The 25096-nt window shown below is 40.3% G+C and carries 21 protein-coding genes; 3 read left to right on the forward strand and 18 right to left on the reverse strand.

Translation table 11 applies throughout. The annotated features are described in order from the left end of the window. Window positions 1-7: 7 nt before the first annotated feature. The 11 genes from O0931_RS06410 to spt form a co-directional block, all read right to left on the reverse strand. Window positions 8-2827 (reverse strand): TonB-dependent receptor, encoded by a 2820-nt coding sequence (locus tag O0931_RS06410; protein WP_269414735.1) that lies wholly within the window; start codon window positions 2825-2827, stop codon window positions 8-10. Between the two features lie 198 nt (window positions 2828-3025). Then, window positions 3026-3970 (reverse strand): phosphatase PAP2 family protein, encoded by a 945-nt coding sequence (locus O0931_RS06415; protein WP_269414736.1) that lies wholly within the window; start codon window positions 3968-3970, stop codon window positions 3026-3028. Between the two features lies 1 nt (window position 3971). Further along, window positions 3972-4592, reverse strand: coding sequence for a sterol desaturase family protein (locus O0931_RS06420; RefSeq protein WP_269414737.1), 621 nt, complete (start codon window positions 4590-4592; stop codon window positions 3972-3974). 270 nt (window positions 4593-4862) lie between these two features. Further along, window positions 4863-6152, reverse strand: a complete 1290-nt coding sequence (locus O0931_RS06425) for a DUF4833 domain-containing protein (protein WP_269414738.1) — start codon at window positions 6150-6152, stop codon at window positions 4863-4865. Between the two features lie 11 nt (window positions 6153-6163). Next, complete coding sequence (locus O0931_RS06430; RefSeq protein ID WP_269414739.1) at window positions 6164-8707, reverse strand: DUF5686 and carboxypeptidase-like regulatory domain-containing protein; 2544 nt, start codon at window positions 8705-8707, stop codon at window positions 6164-6166. Beyond that, window positions 8704-9081 carry a GtrA family protein gene (locus O0931_RS06435; RefSeq protein WP_269414740.1) on the reverse strand — a complete coding sequence of 126 codons (378 nt, stop codon included), beginning with the start codon at window positions 9079-9081 and terminating at the stop codon, window positions 8704-8706. Before O0931_RS06435 ends, O0931_RS06430 begins: the two co-directional genes overlap by 4 nt. A 1-nt stretch (window position 9082) precedes the next feature. Then, window positions 9083-9538, reverse strand: a complete 456-nt coding sequence (locus O0931_RS06440; protein WP_269414741.1) for a phosphatidylglycerophosphatase A family protein — start codon at window positions 9536-9538, stop codon at window positions 9083-9085. Next, window positions 9538-10863 (reverse strand): inositol-3-phosphate synthase, encoded by a 1326-nt coding sequence (locus O0931_RS06445; protein ID WP_269414742.1) that lies wholly within the window; start codon window positions 10861-10863, stop codon window positions 9538-9540. The genes O0931_RS06440 and O0931_RS06445 overlap by 1 nt, the downstream gene beginning before the upstream one ends. 17 nt (window positions 10864-10880) lie before the next feature. Then, window positions 10881-11870 (reverse strand): NAD-dependent epimerase/dehydratase family protein, encoded by a 990-nt coding sequence (locus tag O0931_RS06450; protein WP_269414743.1) that lies wholly within the window; start codon window positions 11868-11870, stop codon window positions 10881-10883. Continuing rightward, window positions 11867-12988 (reverse strand): hypothetical protein, encoded by a 1122-nt coding sequence (locus O0931_RS06455; RefSeq protein ID WP_269414744.1) that lies wholly within the window; start codon window positions 12986-12988, stop codon window positions 11867-11869. Before O0931_RS06455 ends, O0931_RS06450 begins: the two co-directional genes overlap by 4 nt. Next, window positions 12985-14190, reverse strand: a complete 1206-nt coding sequence (gene spt, locus O0931_RS06460; RefSeq protein WP_269415431.1) for a serine palmitoyltransferase — start codon at window positions 14188-14190, stop codon at window positions 12985-12987. The genes O0931_RS06455 and spt overlap by 4 nt, the downstream gene beginning before the upstream one ends. Window positions 14191-14730: 540 nt before the next feature. Between spt and O0931_RS06465 the strand changes: the two genes are divergently transcribed. Continuing rightward, window positions 14731-15630, forward strand: coding sequence for a helix-turn-helix domain-containing protein (locus O0931_RS06465; protein ID WP_269414745.1), 900 nt, complete (start codon window positions 14731-14733; stop codon window positions 15628-15630). Window positions 15631-15652: 22 nt separating this feature from the next. On the opposite strand, the gene O0931_RS06470 is transcribed toward O0931_RS06465, so the two are convergent. After that, window positions 15653-16039 carry a VOC family protein gene (locus O0931_RS06470; protein WP_269414746.1) on the reverse strand — a complete coding sequence of 129 codons (387 nt, stop codon included), beginning with the start codon at window positions 16037-16039 and terminating at the stop codon, window positions 15653-15655. An 11-nt stretch (window positions 16040-16050) separates the two neighbouring features. Next, window positions 16051-16521: a DinB family protein gene (locus O0931_RS06475; protein ID WP_269414747.1), complete on the reverse strand. Its 471-nt coding sequence runs from the start codon at window positions 16519-16521 to the stop codon at window positions 16051-16053. 567 nt (window positions 16522-17088) lie between these two features. Between O0931_RS06475 and O0931_RS06480 the strand changes: the two genes are divergently transcribed. After that, window positions 17089-18159: an aminotransferase class V-fold PLP-dependent enzyme gene (locus tag O0931_RS06480; protein ID WP_269414748.1), complete on the forward strand. Its 1071-nt coding sequence runs from the start codon at window positions 17089-17091 to the stop codon at window positions 18157-18159. Here the strand turns inward: O0931_RS06480 and O0931_RS06485 are convergent. From O0931_RS06485 to O0931_RS06505, 5 genes are read right to left on the reverse strand one after another with little or no spacing between them, the layout of a single operon-like run. Further along, the gene (locus O0931_RS06485) at window positions 18156-19124 is read right to left on the reverse strand and encodes an L-histidine N(alpha)-methyltransferase (RefSeq protein ID WP_269414749.1); all 969 of its coding nucleotides are present in this window, start codon (window positions 19122-19124) and stop codon (window positions 18156-18158) included. The genes O0931_RS06480 and O0931_RS06485 overlap by 4 nt on opposite strands. 6 nt (window positions 19125-19130) lie before the next feature. After that, window positions 19131-20282 carry an ergothioneine biosynthesis protein EgtB gene (gene egtB, locus O0931_RS06490; RefSeq protein ID WP_269414750.1) on the reverse strand — a complete coding sequence of 384 codons (1152 nt, stop codon included), beginning with the start codon at window positions 20280-20282 and terminating at the stop codon, window positions 19131-19133. Further along, the gene (locus O0931_RS06495; RefSeq protein WP_269414751.1) at window positions 20282-21850 is read right to left on the reverse strand and encodes an ABC transporter permease/substrate-binding protein; all 1569 of its coding nucleotides are present in this window, start codon (window positions 21848-21850) and stop codon (window positions 20282-20284) included. Before O0931_RS06495 ends, egtB begins: the two co-directional genes overlap by 1 nt. Continuing rightward, on the reverse strand, window positions 21843-22802 hold the full coding sequence (locus O0931_RS06500) for an ABC transporter ATP-binding protein (protein ID WP_269414752.1): 960 nt from the start codon (window positions 22800-22802) through the stop codon (window positions 21843-21845). The genes O0931_RS06495 and O0931_RS06500 overlap by 8 nt, the downstream gene beginning before the upstream one ends. A gap of 2 nt (window positions 22803-22804) precedes the next feature. After that, window positions 22805-24190, reverse strand: coding sequence for a mercuric reductase (locus O0931_RS06505; RefSeq protein WP_269414753.1), 1386 nt, complete (start codon window positions 24188-24190; stop codon window positions 22805-22807). 212 nt (window positions 24191-24402) lie between these two features. On the opposite strand from O0931_RS06505, the gene O0931_RS06510 reads away from it, so the two are divergent. Continuing rightward, the gene (locus O0931_RS06510) at window positions 24403-24984 is read left to right on the forward strand and encodes a YdeI/OmpD-associated family protein (RefSeq protein ID WP_269414754.1); all 582 of its coding nucleotides are present in this window, start codon (window positions 24403-24405) and stop codon (window positions 24982-24984) included. The last annotated feature ends 112 nt before the right edge of the window (window positions 24985-25096 follow it).

The raw sequence follows: 25096 nt of genomic DNA on the forward strand, positions 1-25096 counted from the left end.
CGATTTATTATTTCAATTTTAAGCTTAAAGTTATATTAGGTGTTAATCCAAGGTAAGATACATTTGAGGTAATCACCTGGTTGCCTACTATAGAATATTGTTTATACCAGATATTCGTCCTGTTATACACATTGAACAATGAAAAGCCTATGCTGCCCACTTTCCGGCTGTCTACTTTTATAAAATCGTAAGTGGCAGAAGCATCAAGCCTGTGGTAGGAAGGTAAACGTTCGGCATTCTTATCGCTAACGGTAAGAAAAGTCTGGCTGGTACCACTATAATTATTAATGGTATAACTGGTTAGCGGTGCAGTATATGGTTTTCCCGTCGCGAATATCCAGGTTGCAGAAAAAGCCCATCTTCCTAGCCTGTACATCCCTACAACTTTCGCTTCGTGCCGGTTATCCTGGTTTGCGGCAAAGTCTCCGCCATATACCTCAAAATTATTTGTTGCCTTTGCCAGGGTATAGCTTAGCCAGCCGGTAAACTTCCCTCTTGTTTTCTGCAAAAGAAATTCTACACCTTTACTTGTACCGCTGCCGGTATAGAAGTTTTCTTCAAGCGCAATACCGGTACGGCGATTACCCGTTTGGCGTTGAGAATATTCCGAAAGGTTATCCAGTATTTTGTAATAGCCTTCTATGTCGATTAAAAAATTAGGTGTTTCATAACTGAAACCTGCAATAAAGTGTTTTGCAGAGCTTACCGGGATACTGGCACCATTGGAAAGCACCCAGAAATCGCGGCTTCCCGATAGGATATCCTCACGGATAACCCGGTTGGTAAATTGATAGAACTTACCGGTAGAAGCTTTTAGGGTTAACCTGTCAGTAAGCAGATAGCTTGCACTTAAACGGGGTTCGTAATATAATTTTCCGGTTTGGTCATAGTAATTTGCCCTCAAACCAGGTTTAATCTGTAACTTATCAGAAGGTTGAAGTTCCAGTTCGCCATACAGGCCGGCCGTAAGTGCCTGCGTTTTCTGGTCGATTAGTTTGCTGGTATCATTCTGGCTGTATTCATAAGATACATCCTGCGCAGAGGCAAAGTTTCCGAACAGCAATTTCGCCTTACCGGATAACTGTAGTTCCCAATCTGATTTAAGGCTCAGATCTTTCAGCCTGTTTTTCTCAAATGTGCCATTACCAATCTCCCTGGCCGTACCATCTGCATCGGTTATGTTAATTTTGGTACTGTTATCCCGATCGCTGTGGTACGAAGAATAGCTTACCAGCGTATTTGAATATAGCTTTGGTGTCCATCTGCGCGACCATTTCACACTTGACCCGATATTTCCATATGTAGTTTTATCGGTATTGGAAATATTTCCCCCACCGGAGATAAACGACGGAAGTGTTATAACCTGGCTGTTATCCAGGTTATCGTTGCCCATATAATAACTCCATGAAAACCTGTTCTTATCATCAGGCGCATAATTATACTTGGCATTCAGATCGTAAAAGGCAGAAGAAGGTGTGGTTACCGTTGGTCCTGAACCACCGCCGAAACCGCCACCCGGCGGGCGCTGACCATTTCCGCCTATCTGGGGTGTCGTAGATTCAGAAGTACTGTTAAACTTTTTAAATATTTTGTTGTATAACGGCCCTTCGTACGATCTCCTGTATGCAAAGATAAATGTAGACTTATCGTTTATTGGCTTTTCAGCGAAGACATTTGCACTCAGTAAGCTAATGTCGCCACCGATGTTGAGTTCTTTGCTATTTCCTTCTTTTCCTACAATATCGGTTACACTTGAAAGGCGTCCGCCAAACTTTGGCGAAAACCCACCCTTGTACATGGTTACATCTTTTACGGCATTACTGTTAAATGCACTAAAAAATCCGTACAGGTGATCAACCTGATAAACCGTGAAACCATCAAAAAGCACGAGGTTTTGATCTGGCGTACCGCCCCTTACATAAGCGCCCGACGAAGATTCATTGCTACCACTAACGCCCGGCATCAACTGGAAAGTCCGAAGGATATCCCTTTCCCCGACATTCGGCAGTTCATCCAAACGTGCCGGAGAAAGTTGCAGCGTACTTATTTTTCGTTTATCCATGTTCATGACACCATCGCCTTTTTTTCCCTTTACATTTACCTCATTCAGCAATTTTATAGATTGAAAGAGACCTATCGTAACATTTGTTTTCGCTTCTAATCCGCTTAAAGGATAAATTTCCTGTTGATAGCCTACATAATTAATGGTTAGTCTGCAGGTATCTGAAGGAATTTGTAGAATTGTAAAATAGCCATCAGCATTGGTTATTGATGTCTGCGCAGCATATTCAAGTTTTACGATTGCGCCCGGAAGCGATTCGCCGGTTGCCCGGTCTATAACCCGCCCGTTAATGCTAAAATTTTTTCTGGCCGGTTTAGTTTCAGCCACGGGAATCTTTTCCGTATCACTGAGCGGAACGATTTCCTGTTTACGATCCACAGGTATTTGCGGCTCCGCAGGCGTCACTTTGACAGACTGCTGTTCAAAGGGCATATTCTTTAAGCGGCTGAGATCTGAAGGTTTATCGATAACATATAAGGTTTTGGATGATTCTACCCAATAATGCAGGTTATTGGCCTTACATATATTATCCAGCACATCTTTTACATGCTCATTTACGTAATGATCCGTAACCATAATATCCTGCAGCAGTTTCTTATCATACACAATATGTATTTTTGCCTTAGCAGAAATGGTATCGAGCAACCTGTCCATCGACAGGGCATAGAAACCGTTGAGTACCGCATCCGATTTTAATAAATTTTGCGCCCGGGCGGAGATGGCAAACGCACACAAAAAACCAAAAATTAAATAAATCTTCTTCATATTCTAATTATGAAGCGAATCTTCTAATTTTCTCTGTTAACAAATGTTAAATGAGACCAATACAAATATTTTGATAACGAAAAGTAAATTTTCAGCGCTATTTAACATTTGAAAACATGCCTTTTAATAGCTCCGATTTAATTAATTTTAAAGAAAGTTGTTGTAAAAAATTTTCAATCAACTTATATCGAAAGATTGCTATCCGCCGCTGATGTTTTTCACCAGCCAGACTTCAAATTCTTTTAACCCCGAACGGGCTACCGCAAAGTTAAAACTCAGTATCCCCAGCGCCGCACAGGCTATTCCTGCTAAAACATCAAGCATATAATGGTGGCTGTTGTATACGGCTGAAAACCAAATACCAACCATAACAACAATAAAAAACAGGTTTAACCTCCCTAGTTTGTTTTTTAGGCCATAATAACAAACGATTACCGGATACGATGAATGAAGGGATGGCATGGCCGCAAACACATTAGAGCCTTTACTGTATATGCCTTGAAAAAGGGTTATTTTAAAAAGATGATCAAACCTGGCCAGCCCCGCTACATTGCCCGGCGTTTTGGCTATGAAATCAAAACCATGCTGCTGAACATACCATGGCGGCGCAGCCGGAAAGGTATAGTATATAATAAAGCCCAGCAGGTTTACCCAAACAAACGTAAGCGAAAACCGCACAAATTGTGCGCTGTTTCTAAAGAACAGGTAAACAGCAAATGCCAGTGGAACCGGAATCCACATCAGGTAAAAGAAACCGGTAAACACATCTAATAAGGCATTATGATTTATATTCCAATACTCATTGGGGGTAATAATTAACCCATGAAAATTAATCCCAAACATACTTCTTTCCAAATCATACAAATCTTCCAGATGTACCCGGTTAAAAAGGTAATTGGGAAAAGCCTTCATATAATCAAAAAGAATCCAGTACACAATAAATATTGAAAACCCAAGTATAAATCTTCTGGTAGCTGGAGAATAGAAATACAAAGCATTAAACAGGAAGATCAAAATCAGCTGATCTGTTTTAAACCCGACGAGGAAAACGGATAAAAGCAGGTAACCGGCAGAAATGGCCAGCATCAGGATAATAGTTGTTAAACTATAAAAACGTTTTTTGGGAACGATATCTTTGTTCATGCTATTTTTTATCAAAGCCAGATTTGAAAATATGATCCCAGAATGTCCAGCTTACGCCATAACCTTTTGTTGAATCTGAATAATGATGCAACATATGGTGCTGTTTTAATTTTTTCCAGAACCCGCTTTTAAAATTGGCATGATGCAGGGCATAATGTACCATATCATAAAAAAGGTAACCAATCATAAAACCGGAGAAAAACGGATATACCGTTGTTTCAGGCAATAGCCAGTCAAACAGGAAATAAAAGCCCAAAGCCATCGGAATACTGGCGGATGGCGGCATGACCAGGCGCTTTGCATCATTAGGGTAATCGTGGTGCACGCCATGGAAAATGAAATGTATTTTTTTACCCCATTCCACGTCGGGTTCGAAATGAAACACATACCGGTGCAGCAGGTATTCAGTAATGGTCCAGATGCCAACGCCCAACAAAAACCAGCCTGTAAACGTTGAAACAGGCATTTGCATTTCTATGATTGCCTTCCAAAAAAGATAACCAATAACCGGCAAGTAAACGATTAGTGGCACATAAAACCTAACTTTCGACAGGCTTTCTAAAAAGTCGTTTTTAAACATCCTGACGGATGCTGTGGAGTTTGAAATGAAATTCTTTTTCATTTTTTAAATTATTTTTAATTGGTCTTCGATTGTGCTCAGATTGACATTCGGTTCTACTCATATCAGCTCGTCTTTCCCGCGCAGGCGGGAATCTCCAACGCTTTAGGATTTCCTGTCAAGCAGGGAATGACGGACTTGCTAAGTTATACTTGTTGAGCCCTATCAAACCGCCTTTCCCGCGTCTGTCTACCGCGGCCGGCAGGAATCTTAAAACCTATTGCTTCAGGATGCCAAATCATTTTGGAACACATCCCCTATTATAAATCAACGCTAAACCTTAATCCTTTCGGTTAACATTTTAGAGGGTTCAGCGGCATCATAACCTTTAATTTCAACATATTTTACATTCGGAAACCAAAAGGTGCCGCCCTCAATCCTCAGAAATATCCGGTCGAGCTGTAATTTTTTGTTGTTTACCGTTGCATAAACATGGTACTTTTTATCTGTCGGCGATTTTTTCAGGTACATCGGTAGTTTTTTATGGGAAATAAACCGGAGTTCAAATTCGTCATTACTGATCTTTTTGCTGATGATGCCATAAGCAAATTTCCGCTGAATGTAACTTAAATCCTTTTTTTCACCACCGTCGCCATAACGCATCCAGAAAACATGTACCGGCTCTTCTTCATTTACCGTGCCTTGTTTATTCAGGTTTAACTGGCAGATAATCGTATTTGTATTCGGATCCCTTTGAAGGTAAAATAACTGATTGCTGATATTTTTTGGAACAGGGAAGGTTAAGGGCGAGGGATCATTTTCCTGGGCAAAGGTGTTTAAACTGGTTACCTGCCCCAATCCAACAACCAATAAAAAGCCGGTTACAAGAGCAGCCTTGTTTCCGGTACGGGTTTCTTTTGGCGCTGCGACCGCTAAACCGGCTTTAGCTTCCAGCAACCTGTTTATGGCCGTAATATTGGTTAGCAAAGCCATTATGGTAATGGGAATGGTAAAAACAGATATGCTTTCAAAAACATGGAATGAAATTCCAGGCAGGTATATCTTATAGTCGCCGCCAATAAAGTAACCGGTTATGCCACAGGCAATTCCGAATACACCGATGGTTACCACCCTTTCCGGCCTTTGCATAAGTCCGCCTTTACAAACCACCCCCAGCGCTTCGGCCCTCGCCCTGGTGTAACTAACCATCATGGAGCCGATTAAAGCGATGAATGCAAAAAGTGAACTTAAAAAATAATGGTGTGCAACCAGGTAATAGCATATGCCAAGGAACATTATCATTTCACTGTAGCGATCCAATACTGAGTCATAGAGCGCACCAAATTTCGAACTCATGTTGCCCAGCCTGGCCACCTGCCCGTCTAACATATCAAACAAACCGGCAAAGAGTACCAGTGCGCCGCCCCATCCAATGTAGGATAAGTCGCCACGGTTTGATTTTTCGGCACCCATTATGAAAATAACAGCTACCCCTATATTCAACAGCAGTCCGATAGTTGTAACGGCATTTGGCGTTAAGCCGATTTTTATTAATCCCCTGACGAGTGGATTGATTACCTTATAGATACCCAGCTGAAGGCCATCTCTTAGTTTCGCTTTCATACAATTTATTTTTAGAAATCAAATTTTACCCTTGCCCTGATGCCCCATTCCGAAACTTCAGGATTGTTTAAATAATTAAAGCGCTTTACCAGATCGACCCGCAGCAGCTTAAATATGTTGCCTACCCCGATGCTGCCTTCCATGTAAGGCTGGCTGCCCAGGGCATAAGTACGTTGTACACCATTTTCGTATTTCGGGAATTGATATAAGCCGGCACTTTTCATAGGATTGTTTTCATCGCGAAGGCCTCCGTATAAAGCCTTGAAGGAAACAACCTCCCTTAACTTCAACTTCCTGATTAAAGGCAGCTTGTTGAAGAAAAAACCATTAAAATTGTGATCGATATTTATACTTATATAATGGTCGCTCACAAACTCCAAAAAGTTCATCAGGTTATATGAGTTTAACTGATAGGCATAGGTTTGGTTGGCACGATGAATATCCAGAAGTGAGAACGGTAATTTTCCAAAAATATAGCCGCCTTCCAATATAACGTCGCTATAACCGAGCTGGGACAGGTAAAATCTTTTTTCTATGCTGCCTAAAAGATTATTGTAATTGTATTCACCTCCAAAAACACCCTTTAAACCAGCCGTATAGCGGAAATTAAAAACAGGATAGCGATCTGTAATTGGTGTCCGGTATAGCTTTCCCTGTATAAATTTTTCATTGGGTGCATACCTGAAACCAACAGATAGTTCACTGGTGGTAAGCCTGCTTATAAAAGCACCTTTGGCCTCCTGATAATATAAACCTCCGGCGGGTGTCTGACTCCATTTCTTGAACCCAACTGTGTACGACAAATGATTTTCAAATTCTTTAATGTAATCCAGCCTGTAAAAATCATTGTATAACAACATATCATTTACCCCACGTTTAAACGACAACAAAAAATTATCCTCCTGTACAAACTGAAGCTCCTGCCCCGGAATTTTGGTATCCCGCTGAAAACTTGCCCGGATGTAATTTTGCGGAAACTCGTAAATAGATTTATTGTTCAGCGAATAGGTTCCGGACAGGAAGAATTTCCATTTTTCATCCTTAAAGCCATAAGCTGCGTAATTTTCAAAATAAATGCGTTTACTCAATTCAGGGGTTGTTCTTCCACCCAACCGCAAGCGAAAACCTTCTACATTATTGAAGCTGTAAAAAGTATTAACCGGACCTATTTCATAAGGGCCAAGTTTCTGGTATCCGGCAAAAAGCAGGGTTGCCGTATTCATAGTTCTTTTAAATGACGGTATTTGCTGAAGGGTATCGATATTATGGTAAATTTTTAACTGGGCTTTTGATAAAGTATCGAGCCTGTTCTTTTCCCAAAAGCGATCATCCCTGTTGGCCGAGCCCGCCAATGCCTCAATGCTTCTGCCTTTAAAAACAGTATCGGCCAGGTTTGCATCAAACTGATAGTTTTTATAGGTGGAAGTGCGTTCTCCTGTAAAACCCATTCCCTTTGTTTTCGATAAACCGAAATCGGCAAGCAACTTACTTTTGGCGAGGCTGTACTTACCTGTAGCGTTCCGCTCAAAATCAAGGTCGATCTTCATAGCCCTTACAAAATTCAGGTTGATGTTTTTATTTACGCCCATGGCAACCCCACTCACTGCATAATGCTTATCGTTGGTCACGTATATTTTCCCTTCAAAAAGCATATCAGTTGTATTTCTGGGCGTAAAGGAAAGCTCTATGATTTCACCATGCTGATTTTTCAGCGTATCGGTAATAAAGAATTTATAGAATGTTGGTGCGGCATCTGCAATGGGACTCAGAAACTCGTTACTCATAACAGAAACGTTATTCTTATAAATATCAATATCCTGGTACATCCGCTCGAAATAAACTTTAATTCCATTGTTGTCAATAAGTTTTGCATCGAAATTCACTTGCTTCTCGCCCAGTATAACCGCTTTGTTTCTTGACGGGTCTTTACTATAGTATTTATCGGTCAGCTTTTCCTGAATATAAATTGGGAGCAGGTTTTTACCGCCGATTAATGTCGAATCCTGTTCCTGGAAAAGAAACAGATAATTTCTGAAAATCTTTTTGTTCTTAAATTTTTCTGATACATTGCTCATGGAGAAAAGCATCTTATCATATTGTCTGTAGGATGCCGTATTATAGCTGGCCATCCTGTTCTCTTCCTTATGTGCAATTACCTGCCGGATAAGCGCTACGGCTGGATTATCCTTATTCTTATACCTGGTTTTTTTTGTGCCAAGCACCCGGACTTCTGCCAACGACTTAGTATCCGGTTTTAGAAACAGGTTAATTTCCTGATTTTCTAAAGGTTTAAGTTCCTTCACTACAACCTGATAACCTACATAATTAAATGTAAGTGCTGTTTGTGCCAGGGGCGAACTTATTGTGTATTTACCGTTTATATCCGTTTGTGTACCGATTCTTGTTCCCTTAAAAAATACAGATACGTACGGGATGGTTTCTTTTGTAAGTGCATCGCGAACCGTACCCGAAACAGTGGTTTTTTGGCCGGATGCAGGTATAAAAGAAAGGAAGAGCAGCGTTAAAGCCAGGAAAAATGAATGAATAACTTTCATTTTACAGAAAAAATAAATTGCTTTTGCATGATGTAGTTGTACGTTATGCCTATCAACACGGATGAGGCTATTTTAGAGAGCAGGTAATTGAAATTAAATAAGTGCGTAAGCAGGTATACCCCCGTTGTAACCAGCATCAGGTTGCCTGTCCAAACCAAAAGGTATTTTAAAACCTGCAATCCATAGTTTTTTGATTTTGCATCAAAAACCCAGTTTCTATTAATATAAAAGTTTAAAACGCCTCCGGAAACGGTACCTGAAATACTTCCGGGCAGGTAATACCATCCAAAAAATTTCACCGTAACCAGGGTGATCAAAAAATCTGCTGCAGAGGCAATGAAGGAAGACGTTTGTGCTTTTAAAAAGGTAATCATCTTATAACAACTTAAAAGCGATAATCAGTTGGAGTAAAATATTTGAATAAATTCCCGCTAGTACATCATCTGCCATAACACCCCATCCGCCTGGCAATTCTTCCATATGGCGGATGTAAAATGGTTTAAGGATATCAAAAAACCTGAAAAATATAAAGCCTATCACAATGTAGTCCCATCTTAGGGGCGTACACAATAAGGTAATCCACATTCCGGCAACCTCATCTATAACAACCCTTTGATTATCTTTCCCCCAAACTTCCTCCACCTTGTCGGCCGACATTACCCCTATCACCAGCAGTAATATGGCAACCAAAAGCGGCCATAAATATGGATTGGTATAATCGGTCTGGAAAAGCCACCAGCAAATACACGTTGCTATTGCAGCAATAGTTCCCGCACCTTTGCCGATGTAACCAATTCCCAGACCGGTTGCTATAATTTTATGGAAAAACACTACAGGGTTTCTAGCAGTTCCTCTTCGTAATCCTGCCCCAAATGGGTAATCAGTTCCTCACCCATCATGTAGCGTAAGGTATTCTGCAGTTTCATTAACTGTTTAAAAATGTCGTTTTCTGCCGGTACGCCCGGAATGGTTTGCGGCGACTTCAGGTAGAACGATAACCATTCCTGGATGCCTGACAGATGCGCACGTTTAGCCAAATCCATAAATAAAGCCAAATCCAGTACAATCGGGGCGGCTAAAATCGAATCACGGCACAGGAAGTTTATCTTAATTTGCATTTTATAACCCAGCCAGCCGAAAATATCGATGTTATCCCAACTCTCCTTGTTATCGCCATGTGGCGGATAATAATTGATCCTGATTTTGTGGTACATATCGCCATACAAATCAGGGTTTAGTTCCGGTTTGAAAATATCTTCCAAAACGCCCAGTTTAGAAACCTCTTTGGTTTTAAAATTATCCGGGTCATCAAGCACCAGGCCATCGCGGTTGCCTAATATATTATCCGAAAACCAGCCTTTAACCCCTAGGGAGCGTGCAGCTAAGCCAGGTGCCAAAATGGTTTTCATTAAGGTTTGACCGGTTTTAAAATCTTTACCTGCAATCGGGGTATTCGTTTCTTTTGCCAGTTCTATTAAGGCAGGAATATCTACTGTTAAGTTGGGTGCGCCGTTGGCAAAAGGAATGCCCAGCTTTAAAGCCGCATAGGCATAAATCATGCTTGGTGCGATACGGGGATCGTTGTCTTTTAAGCCCTGTTCAAAGGCGGCGAGGGAATTGTGCACTTCCGAAGGCTCAAAGTAGATTTCAGTTGAACCGCACCATACCATCACAATCCTGTTGCAGTTATTTTCTGCCTTGAAGTTTTCAATATCATCTATAACCGCAAGTGCCAATTCATAGCGGTTATCTATATCCTTAACAAATTTACCATCCAGATTTTTTACGTAATTTCTGTCGAAGGCCGCCCTCATTGGCTTTATGGCCTGTAGTTCTTCCTTTACATCACGCAATAAGTTGGCATCGAGTACACGGGCATTCATTGCTGCCTCATATACATTATCTTCGTAAACATCCCATCCGCCAAACACCAAGTCTTCCAGGTTGGCTAATGGAACGAAATCTTTTATCTTAGGCTCATTTCTCTCTGTCCGCTTGCCGATACGGATGGTACCCATTTGTGTAAGCGAACCTATAGGTTTTGACAAACCTTTTTTTATGGCCGCTACGCCCGAAATCATTGTTGTTGCTACTGCCCCAAGTCCGGGCATTAATATGCCAAGTTTTCCACTTGCCGGTTTAACCTGTTCTCTCATACTGTTCTGAATTAATTTTATAACCAATTATTTTTATGGTACCATTTTATTGTTTCGTTAAGACCATGTTCCAGCTGGTACCGGGGCATGAAGCCAAGGTCTTTTTTTATGTTTTCTATATCGCATGCCCAATTTGGGCCTGTTAATTCCTGTATCTTGTCTACGTTTAATGTTGGCATGCGATCAAAAACCTTAAGTGCCTGTTCTAAACACCAGGCGATGCGGTTAACTACCGGAAGCGGCAGGTTAAGCCTGAAAGTTTTTTTACGCATAATCTTTCCGGCGAATGTTCCTAAAGCAGACCGGCTGTATATATTTCCGTCAGATACATTGTAAGTTTTGTATTTAAGTGCCGACTTTAAGGAGCCGATAATTAATTCCGCTAAATCCTTTACGTAGATGAAACTAAGTTGTTGATCCTTTTGCCCGATATAAACTTCAAAACCTCTTTTTATGGTTTTAAGAATTATAAGCAGGTCTCGTTCTCTCGGGCCATAAACCGCTGTAGGCCGGAATATAAGCAGCGGGAGGTTTTTAACCGAACTCAGATAGGCTTCTGCCAAAGCTTTACTCTTTCCGTAATAGGTTACCGGATGAGCTGAACTACTGTCCTTTAAAACAGCATGCTGTACACTAAGCGGCCCGAGTGCCGCAAGGCTGCTTACAAAGACAAACTTTTCTATTTCATGAAACGAAGTAGCGGCTGCAATGGCAAGATTCCTGCTATAAATCGCATTAAATTTATGGTAATCATCCAGACTTTTTGCCTTGGTAACACCTGCAGCATGAACAATATAATGATACTTATATTCCTCAATATTCTTCTTTAATGCATAAATAGATTCAAAATCCAATTCAACATAATTTATAGGAAAGCCTGTTAAATGATCGGTGTTACTCGATTTACGGATGTTTGCATAAACTTCCATATCATTAGCCAAAGCCGCTTCGATAAGGTGAAAGCCAATAAATCCGGTTGCTCCGGTAATAAGTATGCGCTTTTTCATAGCTGTTTTTCGAGAATCCTGTATTTCCGGTAAAGTTGCCCGCCAATATCCTCAATAGGTCTGTTCACCATTTCATTATGTTCGAGTGTCCAGCTGGCCTCGGCATACTTCATCTTTTTTACCTTAAATTGTTTAATAATTCCGCCATATAAACAGGCTTCAATGCCCATTTTCCGGTAACCATCCACAACCCCCAGCAGCAGAATCCTGATGCCGTCTATCTTCTTTTTATCTCTGATTAACCTAATTAAACCGGTGGGGAACAATCTTCCTTTCTTAATTTTGATAAGTACCTGGTTGATGTCCGGTATGGCCAGGGCAAAACCAATTACCTTATTATCCTGCTCGGCTATGATGCAGAATTTTGGATCCAGGATAAGCTTAAGGTCATTTGCGGTATAGTCAAATTCTTCCTTAGTCATCGCCACAAAGCCAAGATTCTTATCCCAGGCCTTATTGTACACCTCCCGGAGTGCATCGCGTTCCTGCCTGAAATTTTTCATATCAATATGCCGTATCGAAATCCTGTTCCGCTTCAGGCGTTCTTCAATCCGGTCTAAAAGCTTTAAGGAACGTTCGCTGTAATTTCCGGCGGTGTATCGATAAGCCCTTAAATCTACTTTTTTTGCAAAACCAAGACTTTCCAACAGGGTAAGGTAGTAGGGCGCATTATAAGGCATCATGGCTACCGGAGGACCATCAAAGCCTTCGACAAGCAAACCACAAACTTCGTTAGTAGAGAAATTAACCGGTCCGATAACCTTGTTTATTCCCCTATCTTCCAGCCAGTTATAAACTTCGTCAATGAGTTGCTTTGCAGCAGAAACTTCATTTATGCAATCAAAAAAACCAAAAAATCCCTCTTGTAAACCATATGTTTTATTATGATTGGTGTTTTCTATTGCAGCGATTCTTCCGATAACCGCCCCGTCTTCAAGTAAGAGAAAAAGCTGTATGGTCGAATGTTTAAAAAAGGGATGTTTGCCCGGCGTAAGCAAATCGCGTTGCGCGATAAATAGTTCAGGTACATAATTGGGATCCTGCGCATATAAGGTATGCGGGAAATCAATAAATGCCTTCAGCTCTTTTTTACCGGAAACCGTTTTAACTATCCTCATGATTGTACATTTTGTAAATAAGCCTTCGCTGTAATAAATGCGGCCTTCAATTGGTGTATCGCCAGTTCAATTTGTTCAAAACTATGGGTGGCCATAAGTGAAAACCTTATCAGGGATGAATCTGACGGAACGGCCGGAGAAACGACAGGATTTACAAAAACCCCGTTTTTCTGCAGTATATTGGTTATCATGAAGGTCTTTGTGTTATCCCTGATATAGATTGGAATTATGGGGCTGTCGCTGTTGCCGATATCGAAACCTGCTTCTGTTAAAAGCTTTTTGGCATAAAATGTATTTGCCCACAATTTGTCTATTCGCTCCGGTTCCCGGTCTATGATGGCCAGTGAGGCAATAACACTTGCAACGGCAGAAGGCGGCATGCTTGCACTGAACACGAGCGACCGTGCCCTATGTTTTATATATTCGATAGTTTCCGCATTGCCGGCAATAAATCCGCCAAGAGAAGCAAGCGATTTACTGAACGTACCCATAATAAGGTCAACCTCATCGGTCAGGTTAAAATGAGAAGCCGTGCCTGAACCGTTAAAGCCGATTACACCCAGGCTGTGTGCGTCGTCCATCATAATATTTGCCCCGAATTCCTTCGCTACCTTAACCATTTCCGGCAGGTTAACCAAATCGCCTTCCATACTGAAAATACCATCAGAAACAATGAGTTTCGCTGCATCGGCAGGTAACCTGCTGAGTTTGCTCCGCAGATCATCCATATCATTGTGCGCATACTTAATGGTTTTGGAAAAGGAAAGCCTGCTCCCATCAATAATTGAAGCGTGGTCGTATTCATCCAGTAAGAGGTAATCATTTCTATCCAGCAGGCAGGATATCACCCCAAGGTTAACCTGGAAACCGGTGCTGAACAGCACAGCAGCCTCTTTGCCGACATAATCGGCAAGCCGCCTTTCCAAATCGAGATGAATATCTAACGAACCGTTTAAAAACCTGGAACCGGCACAACCCGTTCCATATTTATCTATTGCATCTTTCGAAGCCTGTTTAATCTCCGGATGATTGGTTAATCCCAGATAGGAATTGGATCCAAACATGAGTACCTTTTTACCATCAATAATTACTTCCGTATCCTGGGCCGATTCTATCGATCTGAAATAAGGATACAAACCCTTTTCCTTAATGATGGTTGCATCTTTAAAAGCGGCAATCCTATCCTGTAATTTTTTACGCATCATAAATGCTGTTGTTTTGCAGTGTGATAAGCATATTTTAAAAAAACGGGCCTTTTAAAATAATTGATTTCTTACATCAGGCGACCGGACTAAAACCAATTTTTACCTGATGATTTCTTAACACAATTTTAATATGGAACAAGAGCTAAAAAAAGGTTCATTTGTAGGAAATATTGGTCAAAAAGGTGGATTGAGGAATATGACATTTATATGAGTTGACCATTCTACCCTCTGACTTTTTAAGAAAATGGGTAAACAGGTATAAAAGCAGGATAATTAAAACCAAAAACCAATTAAGATTCTGTATAACAATTACTTATAATAAAATTAAAGCCGACAAAAAATTTAATCGGAAGCGCTGATTTTTATCAATTTTCAGTCATTTTATAAAATTGGATTTGAAAAAATGAGTTCTGCATATACATTTGTTTAAGGGAAAATTTATCAGATAAATACATTTGGAGTATTAACGAAATCTGCGTATAAATTTGGGAAGGGGATTAACGGAAATTTAAATTCTTAAACTAATTATATACATCGATGCAAAAAAGGCAATCTGGAAAAAACCTGAGATTATCATGCACTAAAAACGAACCTATCGATGATGCAGATTTAATCGTCAGGATGTTTAATACAGCTGTTCACAACGACGACCGCCCGGAAATGCCCTTTCGTTCTACCGCCTATGCAGTACTTTTAATTACCAAGGGAAGCCTGAAACTCAAGATTAATTTCATAGAACACACATTTAACGCACGTGATATTCTCTTTGTTTTTCCAGGTTTCATTTATGATGTAGCGGCTGATGCGAATGCAACAGTTATCAGCACCCATTTTAATAAAGACTATTTATCGAGGAAGGGGATTTTTCTTAATACAGCAGAAAGCTATCATTTATTCGATAAACAAAAGTCTATAAAATTTTCCTTGTCAAAATCAGAGTATGATCAGCTTCATTATGGCATGGTGGCCTTATACAGGAAACTGGATATAGGAAAGGAAATACGCCATATTAATGATATTATCCATAATAGTTTTTTAGGTGTGTTATATGATCTTTACCTGTTAAACGAAAAGCGGCAGAAAACACCTCAACTCCTGGTCGACAGCCGCGTTGAACTTACCGATAGATTTTTATCGCTGGTATCAGAACGGTTTAAAAAAGAAAAAAGAGTAACGTATTATGCGAACTGCCTGCGCATTACGCCAAGGCATTTATCGCAGGTTGTTAAACAGATTACAAACAAAACTGCCGGGGAGCATATCGTCGAATTCGTAATCCGGGAAGCCAAATTACTGCTTACCAGCCACGTAATGAACATTTCAGAAATTGCGCAGGAACTTTGTTTTAGCAATTCATCGTTTTTTGGAAAGTATTTCAAAAAGCATACAGGGTTTTCTCCCCTTTCCTTTAAACAATGGAATACCATTGCCATTTAAACGGTAAAGCTGACTATTATACCTAACGTACGACTTCTAAAACAGCTAAAATATTTCCTGCCGGATCTTTAAACCATGCAATACTTGGTCCGCCGTTTCCTCTTGAAATACCTTTATCGTCTGTTTTTAGATAGTCTTCATTGTATTGTTCAAAGGTTACTCCTTTTTCAATCAGGGCATCTACCGCGGCATCGATATCATCAACCGGAAAATTGAGTACCGTAAATGTAGCCGGTTCATGATTAGGCTTAGGATAAACCATCAGGTTTGAAGCACCAGAAATTTCAATTTCTATAATACCCATCGGATTATCCTGAACGGTTAAACCGAGTGTATGCTGATAAAAATCTTTTGCTTTTGCAAGGTCGTTTACCGAAAACGAACTAAATGCTTTTGAGTTTTGTAACATATCTTTTTTATTTATTTCCATGCGCCTAACAGCCGGCGAATTACAATAATTTCGGCCAGGTGGTAAGCGTTGTGGTCGGCAATTTGCAAAGCCTCCCTCAAAATATTTTGACCGCTGCCGTGTGGAATTTGCTTAAATAATTCTGCAGATTCCAACAGTTTTATAAATTCCTTTAAATCATCATCAATTTGTTGCAAGCAATTTTTCCATTCGTTTTCATCTTTCGGTGCAGGTGCTTTCGGCCAATAGTCATCCGGCCATTTCGGCGATTTATGGTTAGCATCTTTACTAAATTTAAGCATATCCCATTGTGCAATCCGGATATGTTCAACCAATTGCCAGATGCTGTAAGGTAGATTATTGGGTATTTTACCAAGTAAGTTGAATGGTAAATTGGCAACTGCATCCTGAAGGCCAACGTGCGCTGTTCCTCCGTTTAATAATTTCTTTAATTCGGCGACTAGTACATCATTTGTTTCCATGCCATATTCATAATTGCTTTATAAACAACAATTATTTTCAATTTCAGTTTTTCCGTATTTTGAGGTTAAGTTTTTCGAAAGGAAAAAAAACACGGCAAAAAGGATTGCCTGCCTGCGTTAGACAGGGAGCGATATTTGAACCTTGTTTTATAACTATTCACAAAGATTTCTCGACTGCGCTCGAAAGGACAATTTGTCTTTCCGTCGTCTCGATCGGATAGCTATCGGATGGAGCGCAGCGGAATGGAGAGATCTTTTAACCTTGTTTTATAACTAATTATAAGGATTTCTCCACTACGATCGAAATGACGATATGATGGGACTCTGCAACGACTTCCCGAGAACGTCATCCGATAGGCAGATGAAAGCTACCGTTAATAACAGAGCAAATTATAGAAATTACCACCCCCGGCCCCTCCTTGAAAATAAGGAGGGGAGTTCCCCTCATAGCGATTCAAAAACTTTTCACATTTATGTCTCCAGTATAACTAACTTTAAAACTGAAATTTAATTTGCAAACCAAATTAAAATCGTTTCTTAAAATAAACATTTCTCTTATTTTTGGGCATGAACTTCAGCCAAATCTTTCCCATCCTTAAAAACTGTACGTATTTAAATACCGCAAATTCAGGTCTGCTGTCTACTGAAATTGCGAATTGGCGCAGACAGCATGATGAAGATTTTATCTTTGGCGGAAGTGCTTTCAGGGCGAATAACCTTAAAGTTATGGAAGAACTCAGGGTTAATCTTTCAGAAGTTTTCTCCGTTAAAAAGGAAAACACATTTTTAAGTCCGAATTTCTCCACCGGCTTTAATGCCATACTGGATGGTACCGGGAAAAATCATCGTTTCCTTTTGCTGCAGGAAGATTACCCGTCAGTAAGTTACCCAGTTAAAAGCAGGAGTTTCGAATTTTTTGAAATCCCTATTGATGCTAACCTGGAAGACAATATTTTAAACGCGATTGAAAAATTTAAACCGACTGTTTTTGCTTTCAGTATCGTGCAGTACATCAGCGGCCTTAAGATGCAGAGCGATTTTATCAAAAACCTTAAAGCTAATTTCCCTGATTTGATTTTAATTGCAGACGGCACCCAGTTTTTAGGTACTACGGTTTTCAATTTCGAACAATCCGGTTTAGATGTGTTAATCGGTAGTGGCTACAAATGGCTTTTAGGTGGCTATGGAAATGGTTATATTTTCTTATCCGATGCGGTGAAGAACAGGATTTATGCGGATAGAAAACAAGCTGTTTTGCCAACTGCGCCATTTTTGAGCGGACGTGATTATTTATCCCTCAATTTAGAGCCCGGCCACTTAGACAGTTTAAATTTTGGCACTTTAAACCAGGGCATAAACTACTTAAAAACGGTTGGCTTAGGTTTTATCGAAAAAACCAACCAGGAGTTGGCGAATAAAGCGCGAACCGCGTTATATGCTAAAGGTTTACTTACGGATTGGATGGTAAACAAAAAAGAGCAATCATCTATTATAAGTTTGCCCCTGGAACGGGAAGTCGTTAACCGATTAAACGCAGAAAAAATTCTGGTTTCACCAAGAGGAACAGGCACCAGAATAGCCTTCCATTTTTACAATACCGAAGAAGATTTGAATCGTTTACTCGACGTTTTGGATTAGGCAACTTTCCAAACCGCATCTACAAAGTATTTTTGCTGATCGGAAAAATAACGCGTTACCTTAAATCCTGAAACACGGGCGAGGGCTTCAATTTCCGGCTGTGCGTATTTTTGCGAAATCTCCATACAAATGTATTCATCTTTTGAAAAGTGGATTTCCGAACCACCGATGTTTACCGTTTGATTTTTTAAACTGATTAGATAGCTTTTACAGGCGCCGGTTTCCGGATCGTAGTTTGCATAATGTTCAAAAGCATTTAAATCGAAGTTCCCATCCAATTCACGGTTTATCCGGTTCAGCAGGTTTAAATTGAATGAACGCGTAATGCCGGCTTTGTCATTATAGGCAGCTAATATCTGTTGTGGATTCTTCTTCAGGTCGAAACCTATAATCAATATATCGTCTGGGGCTAATATTTGCCTTAGATTAACACAAAATTCCTGTGCTTCGCTAACATTCATATTGCCAATATTTGCACCCATAAACAGTACAACCTTCTTTCGTTCCGAAATTTCAGTCGCTCTTTTCAGCATTTCGAAGTAATCGCCGTTTAAGCCCTGAAAATTAAGCGCAGGTAATTTTAAAGGCAAGTTCAGTTCCAGATCTGCAATTACATGGGCCGAAATATCAATTGGGAAGTATTTAAAATCAAGGTTTTTATCGATAAACTTTTTCAGTAAGTGGATGGACTTTGTGGCATCACCCGCACCAAGTTCTATTAAATCAAAAGCGCCCCCTTCACCCGAAATGGTATCTGCAATAGCACTTGCCTGGTACTTCATAATTTCCATTTCAGCATCTGTTAAATAATATTCGTCCATATTCATAATCTGCTGAAAAATAAGGTCGCCAGTTTCATCATAGAAATATTTCGAGTACATCCGCTTAGGTTCGGCATTTAAACCTGCTAAAGTTTCCTGAAGAAACTGTGTATTGGTTATCGTTTTTTCTGTAGAAAACATCATAAAATGCTATTTAGCAAGACGGATACCGGTGTATTGCCATCTTAAATGTGGGTGAAAAAAATTTCTGTAGGTGACGCGGCTATGTGCTTCCGGGGTTGCAATAGATGCGCCCCTCAGCACTTTCTGGTTAACCATAAATTTGCCGTTATATTCGCCGATTGCACCGGGTGCTTTACTGAAACCCGGATAAGGTAAATAGGCACTCTCGGTCCACTCCCATCGTTCGCCCCAGTTAAAGCTTCTTGCAGCGACTTCCCATTCAAATTCAGTCGGTAAACGCATGCCTTTCCAGCATGAGTATGCATAAGCTTCATAATAACTTACATGTGTTAAAGCTTTATTTAAGTCGACTTCTTTTAACCCCTGAAGCGTATAATTTACCCATTTGCCATCAAGTTTATGCCAATACATTGGTGCAGTAATGTTGTTGGTATTTACCCAATCCCAGCCTTCGGCATGCCAGTAATTAAAGTTCTGGTAACCGCCATCTTCAATGAAAGTTATAAAATCCTGATTGGTAACCAGCACCGGACTAATAGAAAATTCGTTTAAATAAACTTTATGCCGGTTTAATTCATTATCAAAGCAAAAATCCGATCCGTTGTAACCGATTTCGTAAACACCTTCGGCAATGGTTAACAGACTTTTACTTCCACCTGATAAGTTCAGGCTTTCGGCCTTTTCAGCATGATAAACCGGGAATAGCGGGTTATGACCGAGAATAAATTTGATGTCTGTCAAAAGCAGTTCCTGATGCTGCTGTTCATGGTTAAAACCCAACACAACCAGTTCATATACCGCGGCATCAACTTCATTGGATAAAAACCTTACCATAGCCTCATCCACATAGCTTCTGTATTGATAAACTTCATTTACACCAGGCCTGCTCAGGTTGCCCCGGTCGGTACGGATAACCCGGTTACCAACGGTTTCATAATAGCTGTTGAATACGAAATTGTAGTCTTCATGGTATACCTGATAACCAGGTGCAAAGACCTTTAAGATGAAGGTTTCAAAAAACCAGGTTGTATGCCCTAAATGCCATTTCGGCGGACTTACATCTGCAACGGGCTGAACCACGTAGTCTTCTGTTTGTAAAGGCTCGCAAATTTGCTCGGAGTACCTTCTGATACTCAGATATTTTTCAGCAAGATTCATTAATTTTTATCGAGATGGTTCTTAAGTTCTGTTATGCTATTAACATTTAGTTCTGCCGATTGTTTTTGCCGCATCATTAAAGCATAAGCATTATTAAAACCAATTGGCTTTAGCCATTTAATTTTATATTTCTTAACAAATTCGTTACGCACATAGGCATACGTTTTGTCTTTATCAGGTGTAATCCTTCCAATAACCCGGCTGTCTGGCTTTAATATGGCAAGCAGGCCTGTCCCCGTATATTCCGGATAAAAATCAATCTGGTTGTTCAATAAAGCATCGAAACATATTTTTGTGCCGCCTAAACCTGTTTTCGTTTCCACCTGGTAATTGGTGTTGCCTTTAATCAGCATGCTGTACATTTCAGCCAGGATGTACTGTTCCCCAAAAATTTTTGAACCGATTTTTATGGTTCCTGCACCTCCGTTTTTAGGCGATTTATATAAGCCGTTTTTAACCAGGAAATCTTTTGCAACCCGCTCCGGTGACTGATGCAGGTAATCGGTACGGTAATTCAAATCGGTCATAACAGAATCGGTTATTTTTCCGGCCAGCAGATTTAAAGTATTTTCCAAATCAGGAAATTTTTCCAAGGAAGATTGAAGCACAATCGGCGCCGCATAATAAGGCGGAAAAATGCCCTTATCATCTTTTAAAATCTTTAAATCAAAGGCTTTTAACCGGCCATCTGTAGAGTAACCGCTAATTACATCAAGTTCTTTCGTAAAAGCGGCTTTATACATCACCGCATCGCTGATTACGACGGTCCTGATTTTTAAACCATAAGCCGTTTTTAAACCTAAATCACCATCTTGCCGCCCCATAAACTCCGGTGTAAAACCGGCCTTTAAACCCGAGCCGTAAGCCGATGGTAAAACGTAAAATGCGCTTAAAACTATGATAACGAAAGGCAAAACCATTAATATTTTACGAAGCTTTTTGAAATTCATCTTTTGGATTAGTGCCAGTAAAGCATCCAGCACAATGGCAAGTAAGGCTGCAGGAATGGCACCTGCCAGAATCATATTGGTATTGTTGAGCGAAATGCCACCAAAAATAAATTCACCCAAACCGCCCGCCGCAATGTACGACGCCAGCGTTGCCACACCTACATTAATAACCGTAGCCGTGCGGATACCGGCTAAAATGACCGGCATGGCCAAAGGCAGCTCTATTTTAAAAAGGATTTGAAATTTAGTCATCCCCAAAGCCTTTGCCGCTTCGGTAATGTGCTTGTCGACACCAATTATGCCGGTATAGGTATTGCGGATAATGGGTAATAAGGCATAAATCAGTAAGGCAACTATAGCCGGTTTTGCACCAATACCCAAAACGGGGATCATAAAACCCAGCAATGCGATACTGGGTACGGTTTGCAAGATGCCTGCTATTCCCAAAACCGTACCGGATAAGCTGCGCTTTCTGGCAATTAATATCCCTAAGGGCAAACCAACTGCGACGGCAAAGAGCAAAGAAATAAAAGTTAAACCGATATGCTGTAAGGTCTGGTTAAGCAATTTATCCGATTCCATCGACATGAATTGCCACAGCGTTTGTTGCTCATTCATAATGCCAGGAATTTTTATATTGATTAAAAGCTTTTGTTAAATCATCAAAGGTTAAAGTTTTAACTATGCCTTTACCATCGTGAAATGTCAGTTCCTCAACAGTTTCAGAACGCAGTTTTTCCATGGCTTCCCAAACACTTAACTCCGGATTTAATACTTTTTCTGTTTTATTTTTACCATCAGGAAGATTTGACCAGATATCTTTAACACGGATAACTTTAAATTCCAGGGCCAGCCGCTGCCCGTCTAAAAACTGTCGCGAGAACTCATTAGCCGGATTAAAAAGTAATTCTTTAGGGGTACCTACCTGCATAACCTGCCCTTTATCCATCAGGCAAATCCGGTCGGCCAGTTCAAAAGCTTCCTGCACATCATGGGTAACCATTACAATGGTTTTCCGCTTTAATTCTTCTAAATTTTTAAATTCTTGCTGGATATTTGTTCTGGTCACATTGTCGAGCGCTCCGAAAGCTTCATCCATCAGTAAAACCGGCGGATCGGCAATCAAGGCCCTAGCTAAACCAACACGCTGTTGTTGTCCGCCGCTAAGTTCCGCAGGGAAAAATTTGAGGCAATTTTCCGGTAAATGGAGTTTAAGAAGCAATTCGCGAACGCGGTCTGCTGTTTTCTTTTTATCCCAATTTAACAGTTTTGGTACGACCGCAATATTATCTTCAATAGTATAATGCGGAAAAAGGCCGATATTTTGCATCACATAGCCGATTCCCCTACGCAATTGCTCGGCATTTTGATTACGGTTATCCTTTCCGTTAACCATAATTTTCCCCTCATCCGTTTCAATTAAACGGTTAATCATTTTCAGCGTTGTCGTTTTGCCACAGCCACTGGTACCAAGTAACACCAGGTTTTCGCCTTCATTCACTTTAAAGAAAACCTGGTTTACGGCTATTGCTGAGCCATATCTTTTACTTACACCGATGAGTTCGATCATATTTAATCTTCCATTTTCATAAAAAGGTTGTTGAATGATTCTGAATATGTCGGATGCGCAAAAACACAATACCTGATGTTGTCGTAAGTAATTCCACCCTCCATAGCCATTTGTAAAACCGACATAATTTCCCCGCCTTCTGATGCCAGAATTGCCGCACCTAATATTTTTCTGGTATCCGCATCAACCACAGCCTTCATCATACCTTTCGTTTCATTGGTTTCTATACCACGTGCAACTAACGACATTGGCAATACAGCAACTTTGTAATTCAGTTTTTGCGCTTTAGCCTCTTTTTCAGAAATTCCGATTCTGCCCAGTTGCGGATCGGTAAACATACAATAAGGTAACGGCCGGTCGGTAATGCTGTAATCGCTTCCTTCAATTAAATTACGGTATACAATGGTGTAATCATTATAAGCAATATGGGTAAAAGCCGGGCCACCCTTTACATCACCCAGGGCATAAATACCTTTAATGTTGGTTTCAAGCTTATTGTTCACCACAATATAGCCTTTTTCATCTTTTTTTACACCACAATTCGCCAGGCCCAGGTTTTCTGTCTGCGGAATTCTTCCGGCAGCAATAAGAATATGGCTGGCTTTTATACGTTTAACGCTTTTACCGGATTTGATTTCAATTTCAAGCTCTTCCTTTTTATGACTTTTTACCTTTCTGATTTCGACGCCCGTTAATACATCGATGTGTTCTGCTGTCAGAATTCCGGTCAGCATTTCCGATACGTCCTTATCTTCTTTAGCCAATATCGTCTCCGATTTTTCGAGGATGGTTACTTTGCTGCCGAACCGGCTAAACATCTGGCCGAATTCAAGGCCTATGTAATTACCACCGACAATAACTAAATGTTCCGGCACTTTATCCAAATCGAGTATAGTGGTCGAAGTTAAGAAACCGGTTTCCTTGATGCCGTCTATCTCCGGAATCAATGTTTTGGCTCCTGTGTTAATGAAAATCCAATCGGCGGTGATCACTTCTTCCTTTCCGTTTGACATGGCTATGGTGACTTCTTTTTCAGTGCTAAACCTGGCCTCGCCCATATAAAGCTTTAAACCTTTGGTTTTTTCAATCCCTTCTGCTGTCGATGTTCTGAATTGTTTTACAATGTTATTCTTACGCTGTATAATTTTTTTAAAATCAACCTTTACTTTGCCGGTTTCAACCCCTAGTTCCGAAGATTTACCAGCCAGGTAAGCCATTTTAGCTGAAGCAATCATCGCCTTCGTTGGCGTACAACCGTCATTAATGCAGGTGCCGCCCACTAACCTTTTTTCGATAAGGGCTGTTTTTTTACCTGCCAGCGCCAGTTTTTTTGCCAGCGGCACACCGGCTTGTCCGGCACCGATAATTATTGCATCGTAATGTTTCATTGTTTTGATGGTTTGGGCGTAAAGAAGTCTTGAATTTTATTAGTACTAAAACATAAACCAGAATATCCCTCCAATGTTTGCCCGGCATGGTATTCATGAACATGTTTATTAACAAAGCCCGTTAAATTTATCACTAAAATTTCCGCTGCCAAATAACTATTTTTATGGTTGTAATTGTTAAATGCTACAGCCCGATTTAATTACAGATAACCATGAACCCTAAAGTCGATTTTTATTTTAACAAAGCCGCAGCCTGGCAACAGGAAGTAGAAAAATTACGAATCATCGTACTCGATTGCGGGCTTACCGAAACATTAAAATGGGGTGTGCCCTGTTATACCTTTCAGGAAAATAACATTGTACTGATACATACTTTTAAAACCTATTGTGCACTTTTATTTTTCAAAGGCGCCTTAATGAAAGATGAAAAAGGCATTTTAATTCAGCAAACCAAAAATGTGCAGGCCGCCCGCCAGATTCGTTTTACAAATATTCGTGAAATAATACCCTTGGAAAGCACTTTAAAAGCCTATATACGAGAAGCCATTGATATTGAAAAATCAGGTCTACAGATCGAATTTAAAAAAACCGAAGCATTTACGATGCCTGAAGAATTTGAAAGGAAACTGGCCGGCCTTCCTGAACTGAATACTGCCTTTTATGCGTTGACACCCGGCCGGCAAAGGGCCTATTTATTATATTTCGCGACACCGAAACAATCAAAAACACGCGAAGCCAGGGTAGAAAAATATATGCCGCAAATTCTGAAGGGAAAAGGATTGAATGATTCATAACAGCTGTTGATATCATTTTAATTCCATTCACAAAATATTTTAAGCCTAAATAACACATTTAAAAGCATTTAAAAAGCCGCTCAAATATTTTTCAAAAAAACATTGGCGTAAA

This window comes from Pedobacter rhodius (assembly GCF_027213645.1).
GTDB lineage: Bacteria > Bacteroidota > Bacteroidia > Sphingobacteriales > Sphingobacteriaceae > Pedobacter > Pedobacter rhodius.